This is a genomic window from Psychrobacter sp. NPDC064578, assembly GCF_044901245.1.
Taxonomy (GTDB): Bacteria; Pseudomonadota; Gammaproteobacteria; order Pseudomonadales; family Moraxellaceae; genus Psychrobacter; species Psychrobacter cibarius_C.
This window is the reverse complement of the sequence record NZ_JBJDPI010000001.1, coordinates 238,181-252,977: the sequence shown is the minus strand read 5'-3', so window position 1 is coordinate 252,977 and position 14,797 is coordinate 238,181. Positions and strand designations below refer to the sequence as shown.

Annotated in this window: 13 protein-coding genes and 4 tRNA genes; 8 read left to right on the top strand and 9 right to left on the bottom strand. The window is 43.7% G+C overall.

All coding sequences use genetic code 11. The features are described from left to right. Nucleotides 1-286 precede the first annotated feature (286 nt). The 3 genes from ppx to tilS all read left to right on the top strand — a co-directional run bounded on the left by ppx (nucleotide 287) and on the right by tilS (nucleotide 4,656). A complete protein-coding gene (gene ppx, locus ACI2JM_RS01045; protein WP_055123594.1) occupies nucleotides 287-1,813 on the top strand; it encodes an exopolyphosphatase in 1,527 nt (508 codons plus the stop codon). A gap of 226 nt (nucleotides 1,814-2,039) precedes the next feature. Continuing rightward, nucleotides 2,040-2,843 (top strand): acetyl-CoA carboxylase carboxyltransferase subunit alpha, encoded by an 804-nt coding sequence (locus ACI2JM_RS01040; protein ID WP_055123593.1) that lies wholly within the window; start codon nucleotides 2,040-2,042, stop codon nucleotides 2,841-2,843. Nucleotides 2,844-3,084: 241 nt separating this feature from the next. After that, nucleotides 3,085-4,656 carry a tRNA lysidine(34) synthetase TilS gene (gene tilS / locus ACI2JM_RS01035; protein ID WP_404641466.1) on the top strand — a complete coding sequence of 524 codons (1,572 nt, stop codon included), beginning with the start codon at nucleotides 3,085-3,087 and terminating at the stop codon, nucleotides 4,654-4,656. A 36-nt stretch (nucleotides 4,657-4,692) separates the two neighbouring features. Here the strand turns inward: tilS and ACI2JM_RS01030 are convergent, their stop codons facing one another. Continuing rightward, entirely contained in the window at nucleotides 4,693-5,205 is a 513-nt protein-coding gene (locus ACI2JM_RS01030) for a GNAT family N-acetyltransferase (protein ID WP_404641464.1), read from the bottom strand. Nucleotides 5,206-5,423: 218 nt separating this feature from the next. Between ACI2JM_RS01030 and proC the strand changes: the two genes are divergently transcribed. Both proC and ACI2JM_RS01020 read left to right on the top strand, forming a co-directional pair. Continuing rightward, entirely contained in the window at nucleotides 5,424-6,257 is an 834-nt protein-coding gene (proC, locus tag ACI2JM_RS01025) for a pyrroline-5-carboxylate reductase (protein ID WP_404641462.1), read from the top strand. Between the two features lie 171 nt (nucleotides 6,258-6,428). Beyond that, nucleotides 6,429-6,998 carry a YggT family protein gene (locus ACI2JM_RS01020; RefSeq protein ID WP_060490268.1) on the top strand — a complete coding sequence of 190 codons (570 nt, stop codon included), beginning with the start codon at nucleotides 6,429-6,431 and terminating at the stop codon, nucleotides 6,996-6,998. A 110-nt stretch (nucleotides 6,999-7,108) separates the two neighbouring features. Here the strand turns inward: ACI2JM_RS01020 and ACI2JM_RS01015 are convergent, their stop codons facing one another. Next, entirely contained in the window at nucleotides 7,109-7,915 is an 807-nt protein-coding gene (locus ACI2JM_RS01015; RefSeq protein WP_296242630.1) for a hydroxymethylpyrimidine/phosphomethylpyrimidine kinase, read from the bottom strand. A gap of 348 nt (nucleotides 7,916-8,263) precedes the next feature. Between ACI2JM_RS01015 and ACI2JM_RS01010 the strand changes: the two genes are divergently transcribed. The 3 genes from ACI2JM_RS01010 (at nucleotide 8,264) to ACI2JM_RS01000 (ending at nucleotide 9,499) form a co-directional block, all read left to right on the top strand. Continuing rightward, nucleotides 8,264-8,353 (top strand) — tRNA-Ser (locus tag ACI2JM_RS01010). A 187-nt stretch (nucleotides 8,354-8,540) separates the two neighbouring features. Next, nucleotides 8,541-8,617 (top strand) — tRNA-Arg (locus ACI2JM_RS01005). 228 nt (nucleotides 8,618-8,845) lie between these two features. Next, nucleotides 8,846-9,499 carry an RDD family protein gene (locus ACI2JM_RS01000; RefSeq protein WP_404641460.1) on the top strand — a complete coding sequence of 218 codons (654 nt, stop codon included), beginning with the start codon at nucleotides 8,846-8,848 and terminating at the stop codon, nucleotides 9,497-9,499. Nucleotides 9,500-9,561: 62 nt separating this feature from the next. On the opposite strand, the gene ACI2JM_RS00995 is transcribed toward ACI2JM_RS01000, so the two are convergent. The 7 genes from ACI2JM_RS00995 to ACI2JM_RS00965 form a co-directional block, all read right to left on the bottom strand. Further along, nucleotides 9,562-10,542: a calcium/sodium antiporter gene (locus ACI2JM_RS00995; RefSeq protein ID WP_296242634.1), complete on the bottom strand. Its 981-nt coding sequence runs from the start codon at nucleotides 10,540-10,542 to the stop codon at nucleotides 9,562-9,564. 295 nt (nucleotides 10,543-10,837) lie between these two features. Next, nucleotides 10,838-11,218, bottom strand: a complete 381-nt coding sequence (gene panD, locus ACI2JM_RS00990; protein WP_404641457.1) for an aspartate 1-decarboxylase — start codon at nucleotides 11,216-11,218, stop codon at nucleotides 10,838-10,840. A 100-nt stretch (nucleotides 11,219-11,318) separates the two neighbouring features. Beyond that, nucleotides 11,319-11,900 carry an aminoacyl-tRNA hydrolase gene (gene pth / locus ACI2JM_RS00985; RefSeq protein ID WP_198330760.1) on the bottom strand — a complete coding sequence of 194 codons (582 nt, stop codon included), beginning with the start codon at nucleotides 11,898-11,900 and terminating at the stop codon, nucleotides 11,319-11,321. 196 nt (nucleotides 11,901-12,096) lie between these two features. Continuing rightward, nucleotides 12,097-12,771: a 50S ribosomal protein L25/general stress protein Ctc gene (locus ACI2JM_RS00980; protein WP_238049645.1), complete on the bottom strand. Its 675-nt coding sequence runs from the start codon at nucleotides 12,769-12,771 to the stop codon at nucleotides 12,097-12,099. Nucleotides 12,772-13,193: 422 nt separating this feature from the next. Next, nucleotides 13,194-14,141, bottom strand: a complete 948-nt coding sequence (locus tag ACI2JM_RS00975) for a ribose-phosphate pyrophosphokinase (RefSeq protein WP_045452669.1) — start codon at nucleotides 14,139-14,141, stop codon at nucleotides 13,194-13,196. Nucleotides 14,142-14,251: 110 nt separating this feature from the next. Next, nucleotides 14,252-14,327, bottom strand: a tRNA-Gln gene (locus tag ACI2JM_RS00970). Between the two features lie 243 nt (nucleotides 14,328-14,570). Next, nucleotides 14,571-14,646, bottom strand: a tRNA-Gln gene (locus ACI2JM_RS00965). Nucleotides 14,647-14,797: the final 151 nt, after the last annotated feature.

The window sequence follows — 14,797 nt, the reverse complement described above, 5'->3', positions numbered from 1 at the left end:
TAATATTGATCGTTTTTAATGTAGCAAAACGCTATCCTTAACACAAGCAATGGATGTTTATGGCGCATTCGTTATTTTGTGAATGATGCTCTTGCTGCTTAATTAGCATTTGGGTCACTTGCCAGTGTTTGGCATAAATGCTTTAATGGCGAAAATTACGTCAAATACGTGAGCCGCTTTGCGTAAATGGCTCTATTTGGTGCAGCTACGATGTTTATATGACTCAATCGTCTAATTTTTAACCCATATCCTCTCCCTTTTATCCAACACGGTAACGATTCCTCTTATGCCTATTGACTACCTTACAAATCCGCCGCTTGCTGATGATGAAATGATGGCAGCCATTGATATCGGTTCCAATAGTTTTCATCTGGCCATTGCGCGTCTTGACCATGGTGAGGTGCGAAAAGTCGTTTCTATGTCTGAAAAAGTCCAGCTCGCCGCAGGCTTGGATGAAAACAATATCTTAAGTGCGGCAGCTGCACAGCGAGGTCTTGACTGTTTGAGCCGATTTGTGGCGCGTTTGGATTCGGTACCACCCGAACGCATTCGCGTGGTTGCGACCAACGCTTTACGCCAAGCCAAAAACGCCAATGACTTTATTGCCCGTGCCAATAAAATATTGCCGAAACCCATTGAGATTATCGCGGGACGAGAAGAGGCGCGCTTGATTTATTTGGGCGTCTCACACACCAATGCCAGTAGTGACAAGCGTTTGGTCATCGATATTGGTGGCGGTTCGACAGAGTTTATCATTGGTCAAGAGTTCGATCCGCTATTGACCGAGAGTTTGCAGATGGGCTGTGTCGCCTTTACCCAGAAGTACTTTGCCGATGGTCAAATCACGAAAGAAGCCTTTAATAATGCGATATCAGCCGCTCGCAAAGAAGTGTTAGCGATTCAGGGTCGTTATCAAAAATTGGGCTGGAGTAGTGTGGTTGGCTCGAGTGGGACGATTAAAGCGGTACGTAATGTTCTGGTATCTAAGGGCTGGGCTGATGAGCAAGAGCGCATCACTTATAAAGGTGTCAAAAAGTTAGAGAAGCTGTTGCTTAAAATTGGCAATGTCGATGACATCGACTTAGAAGGCGTTAAGGAACATCGCAAAGCCGTCTTCCCAGCAGGCGTTGCGGTACTGCGTGCAGTCATGAAAGTGCTGGGTGTCGATACCATTACTTACTCAGATGGTGCACTACGTGAAGGTGTGATGTACGACATGCTTGGACGCTTTGCTAGCGAAGATGTTCGTGACCGCAGTGTGCTGGCGCTGATTAAGCGTTATTCAGGGGATAAAAAACAAGCCAAACAAGTGGTGAAAACCAGTCGTCATTTATTTGAGCAAGTGAAGGAGAAGCTCGCCCTTACCAATGATGATTGTGATTTACTCAGACGGGCGGCTTTCTTGCATGAGATAGGATTGGCCATCAGTCATAGTAGTTATCATAAGCACAGCGCGTATTTGCTTGAGTATTCTGATATTCCAGGATTTTCGCAAGTCGATCAAAAGCGCATGGCACAGCTGATGCTCAATCATCGTCGTAAGCTCAAGGCTGATATGTTAGAGCAGACCTGTACTATCGGTGGTAATCAGCTCGTTTATCTTTGTCTGCTGCTACGTTTGGCCGTACTGGCGCATCACAGCCGCAGCGATTATGAATTACCAGCATTACAGTTACAAGCCATGGATGATCATTGCTGGCAAATTACCGTTGCCGATAGCAGCGAGCATTATGCTTTCTTATTGCCGGATTTGCATACTGAGATTGAGCAGTTTGCCAAATGGGGCGTGACGCTGAGCGTGGTTGAGGGCTAGGCAGCGCTGCTTTGCACTGACGATCAACATGATGCCGTTACTATTGTATTGAGTATGCTATAAATTAACGTAACAAAAGCGGCTTTGTCAGTAATGTCATGCCATTTAAGATGTGCTACTATAGCTTCTATTGAGTTTACAACTGTACTTTCATTATCTGAAAATCGATAACGATATTATTCTTAAACATAAATACATTAAGTATAATTATTAAAGGGAAGCGTCTATGAGCACTGTCTGGGATAGTGTGCAGCTTGCACGGCACGCCAAGCGTCCATTATTTATGGACTATGTTAATCAGCTGTTTACCGAATTCGATGAGCTGCACGGTGACCGTGCTTTTGCCGATGACAAAGCCATTCTTGGTGGTCTGGCGCGTTTTGATGGTCAGCCTGTGATGGTGATTGGTCAACATCGCGGTCGCAGCACCCGTGAGCGTATTGCTCATAACTTCGGTATGGCCAATCCTGAAGGCTACCGCAAAGTGATTCGTTTGGTCAAAATGGCTGAGCGCTTTAATATCCCCGTGATGACCTTTGTCGATACCCAAGGCGCTTATCCGGGTATCGGCGCTGAAGAGCGCGGACAAGCGCAAGCCATTGCCGAAAGTATCGCCGTTTTCTCTAGCCTAAAAGTGCCTATTATCGTGACTATCATCGGTGAAGGCGGCTCAGGTGGGGCGTTGGCTATTGGCGTTGGTGACAAAGTAAATATGCTACAAAATAGTATTTATTCGGTTATTTCTCCGGAAGGCTGTGCTTCTATCCTGTGGAAAACAGCTGAAAAAGCACAAGATGCTAGTGAAGCCTTGAAATTAAATGCGATTAATTTATATCAAATGGGGCTGATTGATGCCGTCATTGAAGAAGGTGAAGGCGCACATATCAAGCCGCAACCAGTCATGATCGCCTTGAAAGCACTGATTGCTGAGCAGTTAGATGAGATTAAAGATTTAGACGCACACGCGCGTTGTGAGCTGCGTTATGAGAAGCTGAAAACCTTTAACTCAGAAGTGATGTTGCCTGCTTAATGGTCGCTATCACACCTCTGTTACTAAGCCTCTATGCATGTACACAAAGCTGTTCATATTAGAGACTGAGTCTTAATGCTAAAATAAAAACGTGTCATTTTATGGCGCGTTTTTTTGTGGCTGTTAATATAGGCAGTAACTGACGCTGTAACTGACGCTGTAACTGATGTCGTAGCTGACGTATGAGCAGATTCATTTATATGTCAATTCATGTATGCATGCTAAATAAATAAGGCTGATTATGACCAGCAGTGCAATCCTCCCGCATCCTATGAATCCAATCGCAGACTTGCCTGTCGATGCCGATCTGGCACAAGCATTATTGAGCAGTATGGCTGAATATGGTGAGCAGCTGCACGGTCGACGGCTTTGGCTGGCGTGTAGTGGTGGTCGTGATTCATTAGCATTGGCTGCGCTCTGTGTGCAGCTCTATCGCCAAGGTAAGTTGCCGTTTTTGCCGCAATTGCTGCATGTGAATCATGGTTTGCAAGCAGATAGTGACACTTGGGCGATGCATGTCGCTCATTGGGCAGCAGTGCAGCAGATACCGTGTCGGATTTTACGTGCGCAAGTGAATGGTCATGATGAGCAAGCCGCAAGGCAAGCTCGTTATGATGTCATGCGAGCGCAACTCAATCAAGATGATGTATTGCTCTTAGCGCATCATGCCGATGACCAAGCAGAGACAGTGCTGATGCGACTGATACAAGGCGCTGGGGTGAATGGTCTGTCGGGTATGCAGCCGTGGCGTATCCAAACGCAAGGCACACAGCGTATGGCATTATGGCGACCTTGGCTGACGGTCAAACGCAGCAATATCAGCAATTATGCTCAGCGCCTAAAGCTCCCTTATATTGATGACCCAACCAATGATGCTGGCGATAATGTACGTAGTGGGCTACGCCTCGACATCATGCCAGTATTGGCGACCTATAATTCCAATGTCATTGATAATATCGCCCGTAGCGCACAGCTATTGCGTGATGCCCAATTGATAATCAATGCACAAGCGGCAGAAGATTTACAGCAGATAGAGGTAGCATCATTACAGCTATCGTCTGCCCAGCGTGTGCTAAATATAGACAAGCTACAAGCATTACCCATTTATCGTCAGCGGCAACTATTGCATCATTGGCTCGGTCAAGATGAACCGTTACCGCCTGCTAAGCAGCTGGTCGATGATGTATTTATGCTAAGCCAACGTGAAGATCCTGATCACCAAACGGCGCTTTTTTGGCAAGCTCGCAAGCAGTCCTATACGATTTGCCGCTACCGTCAGCAGCTTTATCGTCTCAGCAGAGATTGGTTGACATGGCTTGAGTTGCCGCTTACCAAACAGATTCAACCCTTATCTAATTTTGTTGTGGCTGATGCTGATTCAGCGGCTGCCCAGCCTGTGTCAGTTACCTTACGTAGTGATGATAACTTTATTTGGCAAGTGCAAATGATGCCAGATGCCTTGGTAGAGCTATTAGACAGCGATCAAGGCGATGAGAGGTTTGAGATTACCTTTGCACCATTAGGTCGTCAGCAGCGTGTGCAAACTGCATTGGCATCACGTCCACAAGCGGGCAAAAAACTATATCAAACGCTTGGCGTGCCTGTATGGTTGCGAGAGAGTTTGGTGGTGGTCAGTGCCGTATCCGTACAGCAGGATAAAGAGTGGCCATTATTGCTGGTTTCACCTTTTGAGAGCTGGATACTAGGGACGAGTAGATCGCTAATAGACACGATAGACAATACTGGTGTTTTAGACAGTGCTATTAGAAGCAATGTTATTAGAAACAGTCTAAGCATCAATAACGCTTTTTAATATTTGTAACCTAAGCCTTTTAGGAGGTCAGGTTATCTAGGGCGTTAGGCCATCAAGTTTTCTAACCATTTTGATATCTATTATTTGCGTGCTTTTGTAGCATTCTTCACTCTTTTCGCCATTAGCTACAAAGCCAAATTTTTGATAGAAATCAATAGCAGCCACATTGTTTGCTAATACCCATAAATAAAAATGGGCATGTATATGAGATTCTAAGAGAGCTTTCAATGATACTGTCATTAATTGAGTGCCTATACCCAATCCTTGATAGTCGGGCAAAACATACAACGTGGTAATTTCATAATTTTTATTATTAATGAAGTACCCAATAAACCCCAAATTATGATGATGAGCATCATATGCTATCCAGACAATAACATCAGGATGCGCCATTAACTCCTGCCACATTTTTGTCTTATTACATAAGTTGTTTTTATCATTGATATAGGACACTGGTAGCAAATCTAAATAGGCTACATGCCAACTTTTGAAGTGAATGTTAGCAATGTCTGCATAATCCTCAGGGTTGGCTTTACGAATGAAAAACATAGTACTCTCCGTCACTGATTTTATATAATGCCCTTGTTAATTTAACCGTTTGGTTGTGCAATAGTCCATGGCAATTAAGTGATTCAACGGAGCTTACAGCCGGGTTAGATGCCGTCAATTTATCAAACGATGCCAGTAGCAGTATGGTAAACTGAGTGTCATTTTACCTATCATTATGTTAGTTTGAATACCTTTGGATTTTTGAATAGGAGACATGTATGTCAGTATTAGATAATAAGAAAATCAGCTTTATCGGTGGCGGAAATATGGCGCAGGCTTTGATTAGTGGGCTTGTCAGCTGCGATGTCAAACCGAGTTTAATTACCGTTGCTGATCCTAGTAGCGAGGCGCGCGAGCAATTGGCTGCTAAAGGATTGAACACGGTTGATCCAACTGCTGATGCAAAAGCTGCCGTTATCGATGCTGACATTGTGGTGCTGGCGGTCAAGCCGCAAGTGATGAAAGCGGTAGTCAGTAGCTTTGCGGATGTCTTAGACAAGCAGCTGGTGATTTCAGTGGCAGCAGGTTTGTCGACTAAGCTTTTATCTGACATGTTGGGTGGCTATGACAATATCGTCCGCGCGATGCCAAATACCCCTGCAATGATTCAAATGGGCGCAACGGGTCTGTACGGTACTGATAATATTTCTGCTGAACAAAAGCAGTTAGCAACGGCGGTGATGGAAGCATCAGGTTTGGTCATGTGGGTCTATAATGAAGAACACATGCATGCGGTAACCGCCGTATCAGGATCAGCGCCAGCGTATATGTTTTACTTCATTGAATCCATGATTGACGGGGCAGTGGCTTTAGGTTTGGATAAAGAGCAGGCTTCAGCGCTCGCTATGCAGACCATGCTAGGCGCGGCAAAAATGGCGATGAATAGTGAAGATGCACCTGCTGAATTGCGTCGCAAGGTCACCTCGCCAAATGGGACAACCCAAGCCGCCGTTGAATCAATGCAAGCCAATGATATCGGCGGTCAAATCGTTGAGGCTATGCAGGCCTGCTATGACCGTAGCCAAGCCTTGAGTGAAGAGATGAGTAAATAATCATCCATGTATCAGGCGCGTTATTTGCTAAAAGCGCATGACGCGCCTGAGCTGTAATACTAAGCAGCAATACTAAGCAGCAATACCAAGCACCAATACCAAGCACCAATACCAAGCAATGACAGTCGTCATCCCAAAACCTGTTAATAATGTCACATTGAGTAGCACTTCATGAACAACATGTTATTTCAAATCTTTGATTTGGTCACCACCTTCGCCATGATGTTGGTGTTTATTCGCTTTATGCTGCAATTTGCAGGGATGGATGCCAGCAACCCCATGATTGCGCCTGCCTATAAAGCAACGCACATTGTCGATGTGTTTGGGCGTATTTTCCCAACCGTTGGGCAAGGGCGTATCAGTATTGCGGCTATTGTCCTGATGTTTTTGATTCGTTTGATCGATATCTCTGGAAAAGCAGCACTGACCCATAAAGGTATCGCTCCTGTACCGTTATTTTTCACTGGTACTATCAGCTTGGTATTAGACTTTTTACGTATGTGTCGCTATCTCGTCATTGGTTCCATCATTGTCAGCTGGATTGTGGTATTTACCCAATCTCAGCATCCGATTATTGGTATCATTGTTAATTTAGCGGAGCCAATCTTGGCACCATTTCGTCGAATCACGCCAAACTTGGGTATGATTGATTTATCACCAATGGTCGCATTCATTGCTTTTATTTTGCTTGAGATGTTTATTGGTGGCTTTGCCGCGAGCTTCATGCCGATGTTGGGTTGAGCTGGATTAATGAATTAATAATCACTTGAAAGCCGCTATCTAAAATTACCAGTAGCTATCTAAAAAAGGGCGTTCTATGAGATATAGAGCGCCCTTTTTTTATTAATTATTTAGAGGTTATGTTGAAAGTCTATAAAACGATTGGGTATTAATTGGGCTTGCTCATTATTAGGGTGCGGTGCATCAGCGGCTCGCAGCGTCTGGGTAATCCAGCTGTCTGCTGCCTTTACTGCATCGATAAGCGCATCACCCATTGCTAAGCGCCCAGCGATAAAGCTGGCAAGCGAACAGCCAGAGCCATGAAATTCGCCCGTTAAGCGCGGCAAGGTGCTTTTATGTACCATCTCACCCTTTATATACAAATACTGCTCTATATCGCCGCTATCAAAGTCATGTGAGGTCTTTACCAATACGGCATAGGTGCCTTGAGCGCATAATTTTTGCGCGCCAATATGTAAGTCTTGCTCACCGCTTAATGCGCGTAGCTCATGAGTATTCGGTGTGATAAGGGTCGCGTATGGTAACAGCTCTCTAAATGCGCTAACGAGCGTCTTTTCATCGCCCAAACTGCCACCACTATTGGCAACCAATACGGGATCTAATACAAATGGCGTATCAGCGGTGATAAGGTGCTCGGCAAACAATTGAGTCAGCATAGCGATATTATCAGTCGTACCCAACATACCTGATTTAATAGCTGCAACAGGCAAATCATCGAGCACTGCGGTGGCCTGATCCTTTACCAAATTTGCTGCACAAGCTTCAAAACCAAAGACTTGCTGCGAGTTTTGTATGGTAATAGCTGTACAAGCAATGGCAGCATGCGCACCTGCTTGACCGATGGCTTCTATATCCGCTTGTAATCCAGCGCCGCCTGAAGGGTCTAATCCTGAAAAACACAGTACCACTGGTCGCATAAAAATTCCTTTGACATAATCTACAATGAGTAACAAATACTATAGACACCCACTGCTAAAAAAGCCATAGTAGGTGAGAGATGGTACATAGACAATCCATCAATTAATTAACAACAACCTAAAGCGTGCTGACTAACTTAAACATCGTTTTTACTGGTTTTTATTGATATTTGGGTTGCTCAAGAGGCTATGAAACCATATAAACACATAAATATGATAAAAAATGCATTAAATTTGTAGACAGTGCTTGCAATTCGTTTTGGCTTTGCTATAATACTCGCCCACGGGATAAGACGTATTATCAGCAATAATACTATTTTTTAGAACTTAAAAAGTCTTACGTCGTTTGGTGAAGTGGGTGAGTGGCTGAAACCAGTTCCCTGCTAAGGAACCATACGTTTGCGCGTATCGAGGGTTCGAATCCCTCCTTCACCTCCATTTATTCGGTTTTTAGTAGAGTAGTGACGCGATATAAAAGCGTTAATAATCTTCTGTTTTATTAAAGCAAAAAATAATTTGATTTTAATAAAAAAAGATGTTGACACAAGCGAAATTATCTATATAATAACCAACCTAATTTGCTGCAATTGTTTATTAACAACGCAGTAAATGATATGCAAAGTACGCGCTTGTAGCTCAGTTGGATAGAGCACTTGGCTACGAACTAAGGGGTCGGGAGTTCGAATCTCTCCAAGCGCACCATTTGCATTATCACTTCTTTAACCCAGTTAAAGAAACCTTAAAATAATCGCCTGTCTTATGACAATTTGGCGGTTTTTTTATGTCTGCAATTTCTGTGTGATAGTCTGATGAGTTGATGAGTCATACCACATTGTTATATGACTTACGGCATCTTAGGATAATGTACGATAAGACAGTGAATTACGGTACAATAGAGTCACTATTCACTGCTTGCTATGAGCTTGTACCATGTCAAAGAGTTTACCTAAACGACCTACCAAATCTGCTGCTAAAACTAAAGCATCAGTATACCCTGCCTCTGACGTTGAAGAGCTAACGATTGCTAAACCTGGCACCCGTATGGCAGCCATTCTCTATGATGGCATGTTAATTTTAGCGTTGTTGTTTTTGGTCGGTACCCTGCTAACCGTGATTGGTACATTGCTGACCATGAATACCGGTACAGACTCTTCTCAAGCGCAGTCGCTGCCAACGTGGTATCAAAACGTGATTATGACGCCGTCTTTTATACTGACGTTAGTAGGATTCTATGGGATATTTTGGCGTCGCGGTGGACAGACATTAGGTATGCAGACTTGGCGGTTAAAGACGGTCAATAGTAATGGTCATTTGCTAACGTGGGGACAGTCATTTAAGCGGATTTTAGCGGCCAGTATTATGCCACTTATATTTGGTATCATTGGTAGTGTCATCGATGGCTCGCGTGCTGTTTTATTGACCAGTGCCTTTTTGGGCTTTGTCTTTAACTATGCTTTTTGCCTCTTTAACCCACGTGGTCTCGCAGTGCAAGATATGCTATCGAATACCATTACCTTAAAAATGCCAAAAACAGAGAATGAAGGACTATGGCGGGTGATTAGAAATCGCAAGCAAGGAAAATAAACCACATTATCATCGCCATAGTCTGTTCATACATTTTGAGGTCTGTTAATACACTTTAAGCGTTACAGGTTGACGGTTTGTATCAGCCATAAAGTATAGCCGACAAAGAATAAGACCAAAGTCGACCCAGAAGTGCGACCGAATGGACGCTTACTCATAAAGGCAAACCCGCACAATACCAAGAGTAACAAGGTGACCAATCCCATCGCCACTATATCGCGTGATAAGATAATTGGGCTGACTGTGATTGGCGCTATAAGCGCTGCGAGACCAACGACGCCCAAGGTGTTAAATATATTAGAGCCAATAATATTACCCAGTGCCATGTCGTGTTCGCCTTTACGGGCAGCTGATAAGCTCGATACCAGCTCAGGTAACGAGGTCCCCACAGCAACAATCGTCAATCCAATCACCAGTTCGCTCACGCCCCACAGCGTTGCCAATTCTACTGCACCCCAAACTATAGCTCGCGAGCTAATGACCAGTAAAAGCATGCCGATAACTAAGCTGATGAGTCCCCGTGTTAGGGTTTGCTCGATATGTTCAGCATCGATGCTTTCTGCTATGGGTTCTCCTTCGTGCTCATGGTTGCCTTCACGTAAGCTTAGTACAATCTGAATGCCTAAAGTCACGACCAGCAGCGCTATCAACACAATACCATCTGCTTGGTCTAATTGCCCATCACGCAGCTGCCATGCGGCGACCATAGTAATCAATACCAATAGAGGTAAATCACGCTTGATAATGCCCTTACGAATGATAATAGGGCTAATCAATACGGTTGCACCCAATACCAGCGCAATATTGATGATGTTTGAGCCATAAGCGTTGCCTAATGCCAAATCAGGGCTGCCTTCTAGTGCCGCCAATACTGACACGACCATCTCAGGGGCGGATGTACCCACACCCAAAATCAACACACCGATTAAGAAACTAGGGACGTTGAATTTTTTTGCTAAGGCAGTGGCGCCATCAACAAAAAGGTCTGCACTCCAAACAAGAATAGCTAGTCCGATCAATACTGCAATAACTGCCAACCACATCAGTCTGTTTCCTTATTAGTGTTAATACCAAACCTAAAAATACGCTTAGCCGTGTCAAACTCATTTAGCTTAAAAACATAGCGCTGACATTTATTTTTCTGACGACTTCATCTTTTAAGAGTGGTATAAAATGTGAATTTGCCATATAAAAATGGCATAAAAAAAAGCTGAATCAGAATGGATATTCAGCTCTCATATTAGCATAGCGGTTTTGGTTGGATAATAAGAATAACTTCAACAGCTTAGTCGATTATTTATCCTTGCTTTATCCAAAAACCTTCGGTGTTCCGGTGCTTTAAGCCACTTGTACCGGAATGATGTTTGCTGTGTCTTTTACGGTGTTGTCTTCGTTGCAATACACCAGTTTTGGCTGGTAGGTTGCCGCTTCTACTTCATCAAAATGAGCATAGGCACAGATGATAATGATATCGCCTAAATCTGCCATGTGAGCCGCCGCACCATTTAGCGAGATGATACCAGAACCCGATTCAGCGCGGATAGCGTAGGTGCGAAAGCGCTTGCCATTGGTCACATTGTAGATATCGATAGACTCATTTTCGCGCAGACCAGCAAGATCCAATAAATCACCATCGATACCGCATGAGCCTTCGTAATGAAGTTCGGCATGGGTGACGCGAGCACGGTGTAATTTGCATTTAAGCATATTAAGTAGCATAGGTTGCTTCCTTAGCGTAACTGAGATTAATGATTCAAATCAAAAGGTTAATGGGGGATAACTTGCTAAAATAAAAGGCTATTATAGTTAAAGCATGATTTTATTCTGGCAGTTTGAAGCCATTAATTTGTGAACGTGCTTTTTCAATATCGCCATTTAGTAATAATGGTAGCGCTTCAAATGCTGCTGTCAGAGCGCTATCAATGGCAATCTGTTCATCGGGCGCAGCTTTTGAGAGTACATGACCACTAACTTTAGACTTATGACCAGGATGACCAATACCAATACGCAAACGATGGAAGTCGTTGCCGATATGAGGGGTGATATCACGCAGACCATTATGACCGCCATGACCACCATTCGTCTTAAGTTTGATACTGCCAGCTGGAATATCGAGCTCATCATGAGCAATCAGTAACTCATCATTTTCAATGCCATAAAATTTCACCATCGGCACCACTGACTGACCAGACTTATTCATAAAGGTGAGCGGCATCAATAGACGTACGTCATGCCCATGAATCTGCCCACGTCCTGTTACTCCATGAAACTTTTTATCATGAGAGAGGGTAATGTTGAACTGCTGAGCCAAGTGATGGACAAACCAAAACCCTGCATTATGACGTGTAAACATATACTGCTGACCAGGATTACCAAGACCGACAATAAGCTTTATGGCCATAAAAACACCCTGCTTAAATTGAATAAATGGGGCATAAGGTTTGCGATTATGCTATTTATTCATAGCATATCTGTTATTTTTCAAACCTTACTTACAAAAACAGCAGGAGATATTTATCACCTGCTGTTTTTTGACTAAACAAACCTTGTATTACATAGCAGACGCTAGATTGCGTGCTCTATGTAACCGTGGTTTATTATTCGCCGTCTTTGTCTTCAGTACCTTGCTCAGTAGCAGGTACGTCAGCAGCATCAACTTCTTCAGCGTCTGCGTCAACTTCTTCAACCGTTGGTGGCTGCATGTTAACGATAGTACGGTCGTGAGCATCTTCCATGTCAAGATCAAAGATGATAACGCCTTCAGGTAGTTTGATGTCTGATAGACGGAATAGATCACCGATTTCCATGCCTGATACGTCAATTTCTAGATACTCAGGTAATTGTGATGGTAGGCAAACGATTTCGATATCAGATACTAGCGTTGATAGAACACCACCAGCTTTAGTGCCAGGCGCTTCTTCACGACCAGAAAAATGCACAGGAACGTTCATGTTGATTTTCTGACCTTTCACAACGCGCTGGAAATCAGCATGCATTGGGAAGCCTTTAGCTGGATGGCGTTGCAAGTCTTTGATAACCGCTTGATGCTCTACGCCGTCAACATTGATTGTCAAAATGTGTGAGAAGAACGCTTCGAATTCAAGTGACTTTACTAGCTCGTTGATCTTGATAGAGATAGACGTTGGCTCTTCGTTACCACCATAGATGATAGCAGGAACTAGGTTCTGCTTACGTAGGCGGCGGCTCGCACCTTTACCTTGTTGCTCAGCAGAACGATCAACAGCGTTTAGTTCAAAATGATTAATGCTCATGGATATAATCCTATAAAAAGAATGATGAAGTGTCTGGTCATAAAAAAGTGGATTTGCGACCAATCCACTAATACGTGATGATAGCCAACATTTATGATTGCTAACAAAATTCACAATTGCTAAATGTAGCCATTTGCTCATCATAACGATTTTTTGGATAGTCATTATCATGACAATCGTTACTTTTGGGCATGATCAGCACTTTTGAGAATGCCAACCTAATTAAATCGAACAAATGGTTGGCACAGGCGCGCATTATACGTGATTTTGTAGTAATAATAAAGACCTACGCAAAATGACTGTGCAACACCAATAGGCAAAAAAAGCGTCAAGTAAAGATACTTGACGCTTTTTTTTAAACTTAAGCAGTGTTTTATAACGAGCATTGCCAACAGAAAGTAGAGCGAGTGCTCATTAAAAGTCTAAGCGTCAAACATGGCGCTGATAGATTCTTCGTTATTGATACGGCGTAAGCTTTCAGCAAGCATCGGTGCGATACTCACTTGGCGGATTTTGCTACAGGCTTTTGCCGCTTCAGACAATGGAATCGTATCGGTAACAACGACTTCGTCTAGCGCAGATTCGCTGATATTTTGTAGTGCGTTGCCTGATAGGACAGGGTGCGTAATATAAGCCAATACGCGACGTGCACCGTTTGCTTTCAATGCTTCAGCTGCTTTACATAGCGTACCTGCGGTATCAACCATGTCATCAACGATGACGCAATCACGATCACGCACGTCACCGATGATGTGCATGACTTGCGACTCATTGGCACGGGCACGGCGTTTATCGATAATCGCCATGTCAGTATCGCCCAACTGTTTAGCCATAGCACGCGCACGCACCACGCCGCCCACATCAGGTGAAACAACCATGATGTTGTCGTAATCTTGTTTTTGTAGGTCGTTAAGCAATACAGGCGTGCCGTAGATATTGTCTACAGGAATGTCAAAGAAGCCTTGAATCTGATCTGAGTGCAAATCAACCGTCATCACGCGATCGATACTGACGATGTTTAGCATGTCAGCGACGACTTTAGCAGAGATAGGTACACGAGCTGAACGAGGGCGACGGTCTTGACGGGCATAACCGAAGTAGGGCATGACTGCTGTGATGCGACCCGCACTAGAGCGACGCAAAGCGTCCGCCATCATCATGATTTCCATCAAATTGTCATTGGTTGGTGCACAAGTTGGCTGCATGATAAACACGTCTTTACCGCGCACGTGTTCTTTGATTTCTACGGCGATTTCGCCATCAGAAAAACGCGTGATATCAGCTTTACCAAGAGGTATATGGAGATGATCGGCTACGGTTTTTGCTAATTCAGGGTGGGCATTACCCGTAAAAATCGCCAAATAAGGCATGACAGAAGTCCTATTGATTGACTCAAGCAGCGACCGCTAAGCAGTGTCAAACTGCTCAAATTCAGAAAAGAGTGGTGAAAAGTTTTGATGACTACTATTACAGTAAAAAATGGCAGGGGTAGCTGGACTCGAACCAACGGATGTCAGGATCAAAACCTGATGCCTTACCAACTTGGCTATACCCCTGTAATGTCTAGGCTGTGTACGTCGATATCTAAAAGCAACTTTTAATAAAAGTCATTGTTAGAATAGCGTCACGACCTGTTCGCTATATTATAAACGGATAAACCATTTAAAACATAACTTTCCCTAGCGGTGTCCATTGCGAACTATACCGAAACTGGGATAACGTTGTCAATGTCAATAAGATAAGCGGCTATTTATAAACCACCTATGATCACTGCATATTAAACGCTTCGTACTAAAAAATGGCAGGGGTAGCTGGACTCGAACCAACGGATGTCAGGATCAAAACCTGATGCCTTACCAACTTGGCTATACCCCTATTGAGGCGACCTATTATAATTAAATTTTCAGAATTTGCAAGTCATTTGCGCCTTTTTATGGCGTTTATTGAAAAATAGGTCAAAAACAACGAATATCGGGTCAATAAAACGCTTTACGTTGTATTTATAATCATTTTATTTGCACACTGC

What these genes read in the sequence shown, in the direction of transcription:
- panD (WP_404641457.1), bottom strand. Translation starts at nt 11,218, where the DNA reads ATGCTACTTAATATGCTTAAATGCAAATTACACCGTGCTCGCGTCACC.
- pth (WP_198330760.1), bottom strand. Translation starts at nt 11,900, where the DNA reads ATGGCCATAAAGCTTATTGTCGGTCTTGGTAATCCTGGTCAGCAGTAT.
- ACI2JM_RS01015 (WP_296242630.1), bottom strand. Translation starts at nt 7,915, where the DNA reads ATGCGACCAGTGGTACTGTGTTTTTCAGGATTAGACCCTTCAGGCGGC.
- ppx (WP_055123594.1), top strand. Translation starts at nt 287, where the DNA reads ATGCCTATTGACTACCTTACAAATCCGCCGCTTGCTGATGATGAAATG.
- ACI2JM_RS00995 (WP_296242634.1), bottom strand. Translation starts at nt 10,542, where the DNA reads ATGTGGTTGGCAGTTATTGCAGTATTGATCGGACTAGCTATTCTTGTT.
- ACI2JM_RS01020 (WP_060490268.1), top strand. Translation starts at nt 6,429, where the DNA reads ATGAACAACATGTTATTTCAAATCTTTGATTTGGTCACCACCTTCGCC.
- ACI2JM_RS01030 (WP_404641464.1), bottom strand. Translation starts at nt 5,205, where the DNA reads ATGTTTTTCATTCGTAAAGCCAACCCTGAGGATTATGCAGACATTGCT.
- ACI2JM_RS01040 (WP_055123593.1), top strand. Translation starts at nt 2,040, where the DNA reads ATGAGCACTGTCTGGGATAGTGTGCAGCTTGCACGGCACGCCAAGCGT.
- tilS (WP_404641466.1), top strand. Translation starts at nt 3,085, where the DNA reads ATGACCAGCAGTGCAATCCTCCCGCATCCTATGAATCCAATCGCAGAC.
- ACI2JM_RS00980 (WP_238049645.1), bottom strand. Translation starts at nt 12,771, where the DNA reads ATGAGCATTAATCATTTTGAACTAAACGCTGTTGATCGTTCTGCTGAG.
- proC (WP_404641462.1), top strand. Translation starts at nt 5,424, where the DNA reads ATGTCAGTATTAGATAATAAGAAAATCAGCTTTATCGGTGGCGGAAAT.
- ACI2JM_RS00975 (WP_045452669.1), bottom strand. Translation starts at nt 14,141, where the DNA reads ATGCCTTATTTGGCGATTTTTACGGGTAATGCCCACCCTGAATTAGCA.
- ACI2JM_RS01000 (WP_404641460.1), top strand. Translation starts at nt 8,846, where the DNA reads ATGTCAAAGAGTTTACCTAAACGACCTACCAAATCTGCTGCTAAAACT.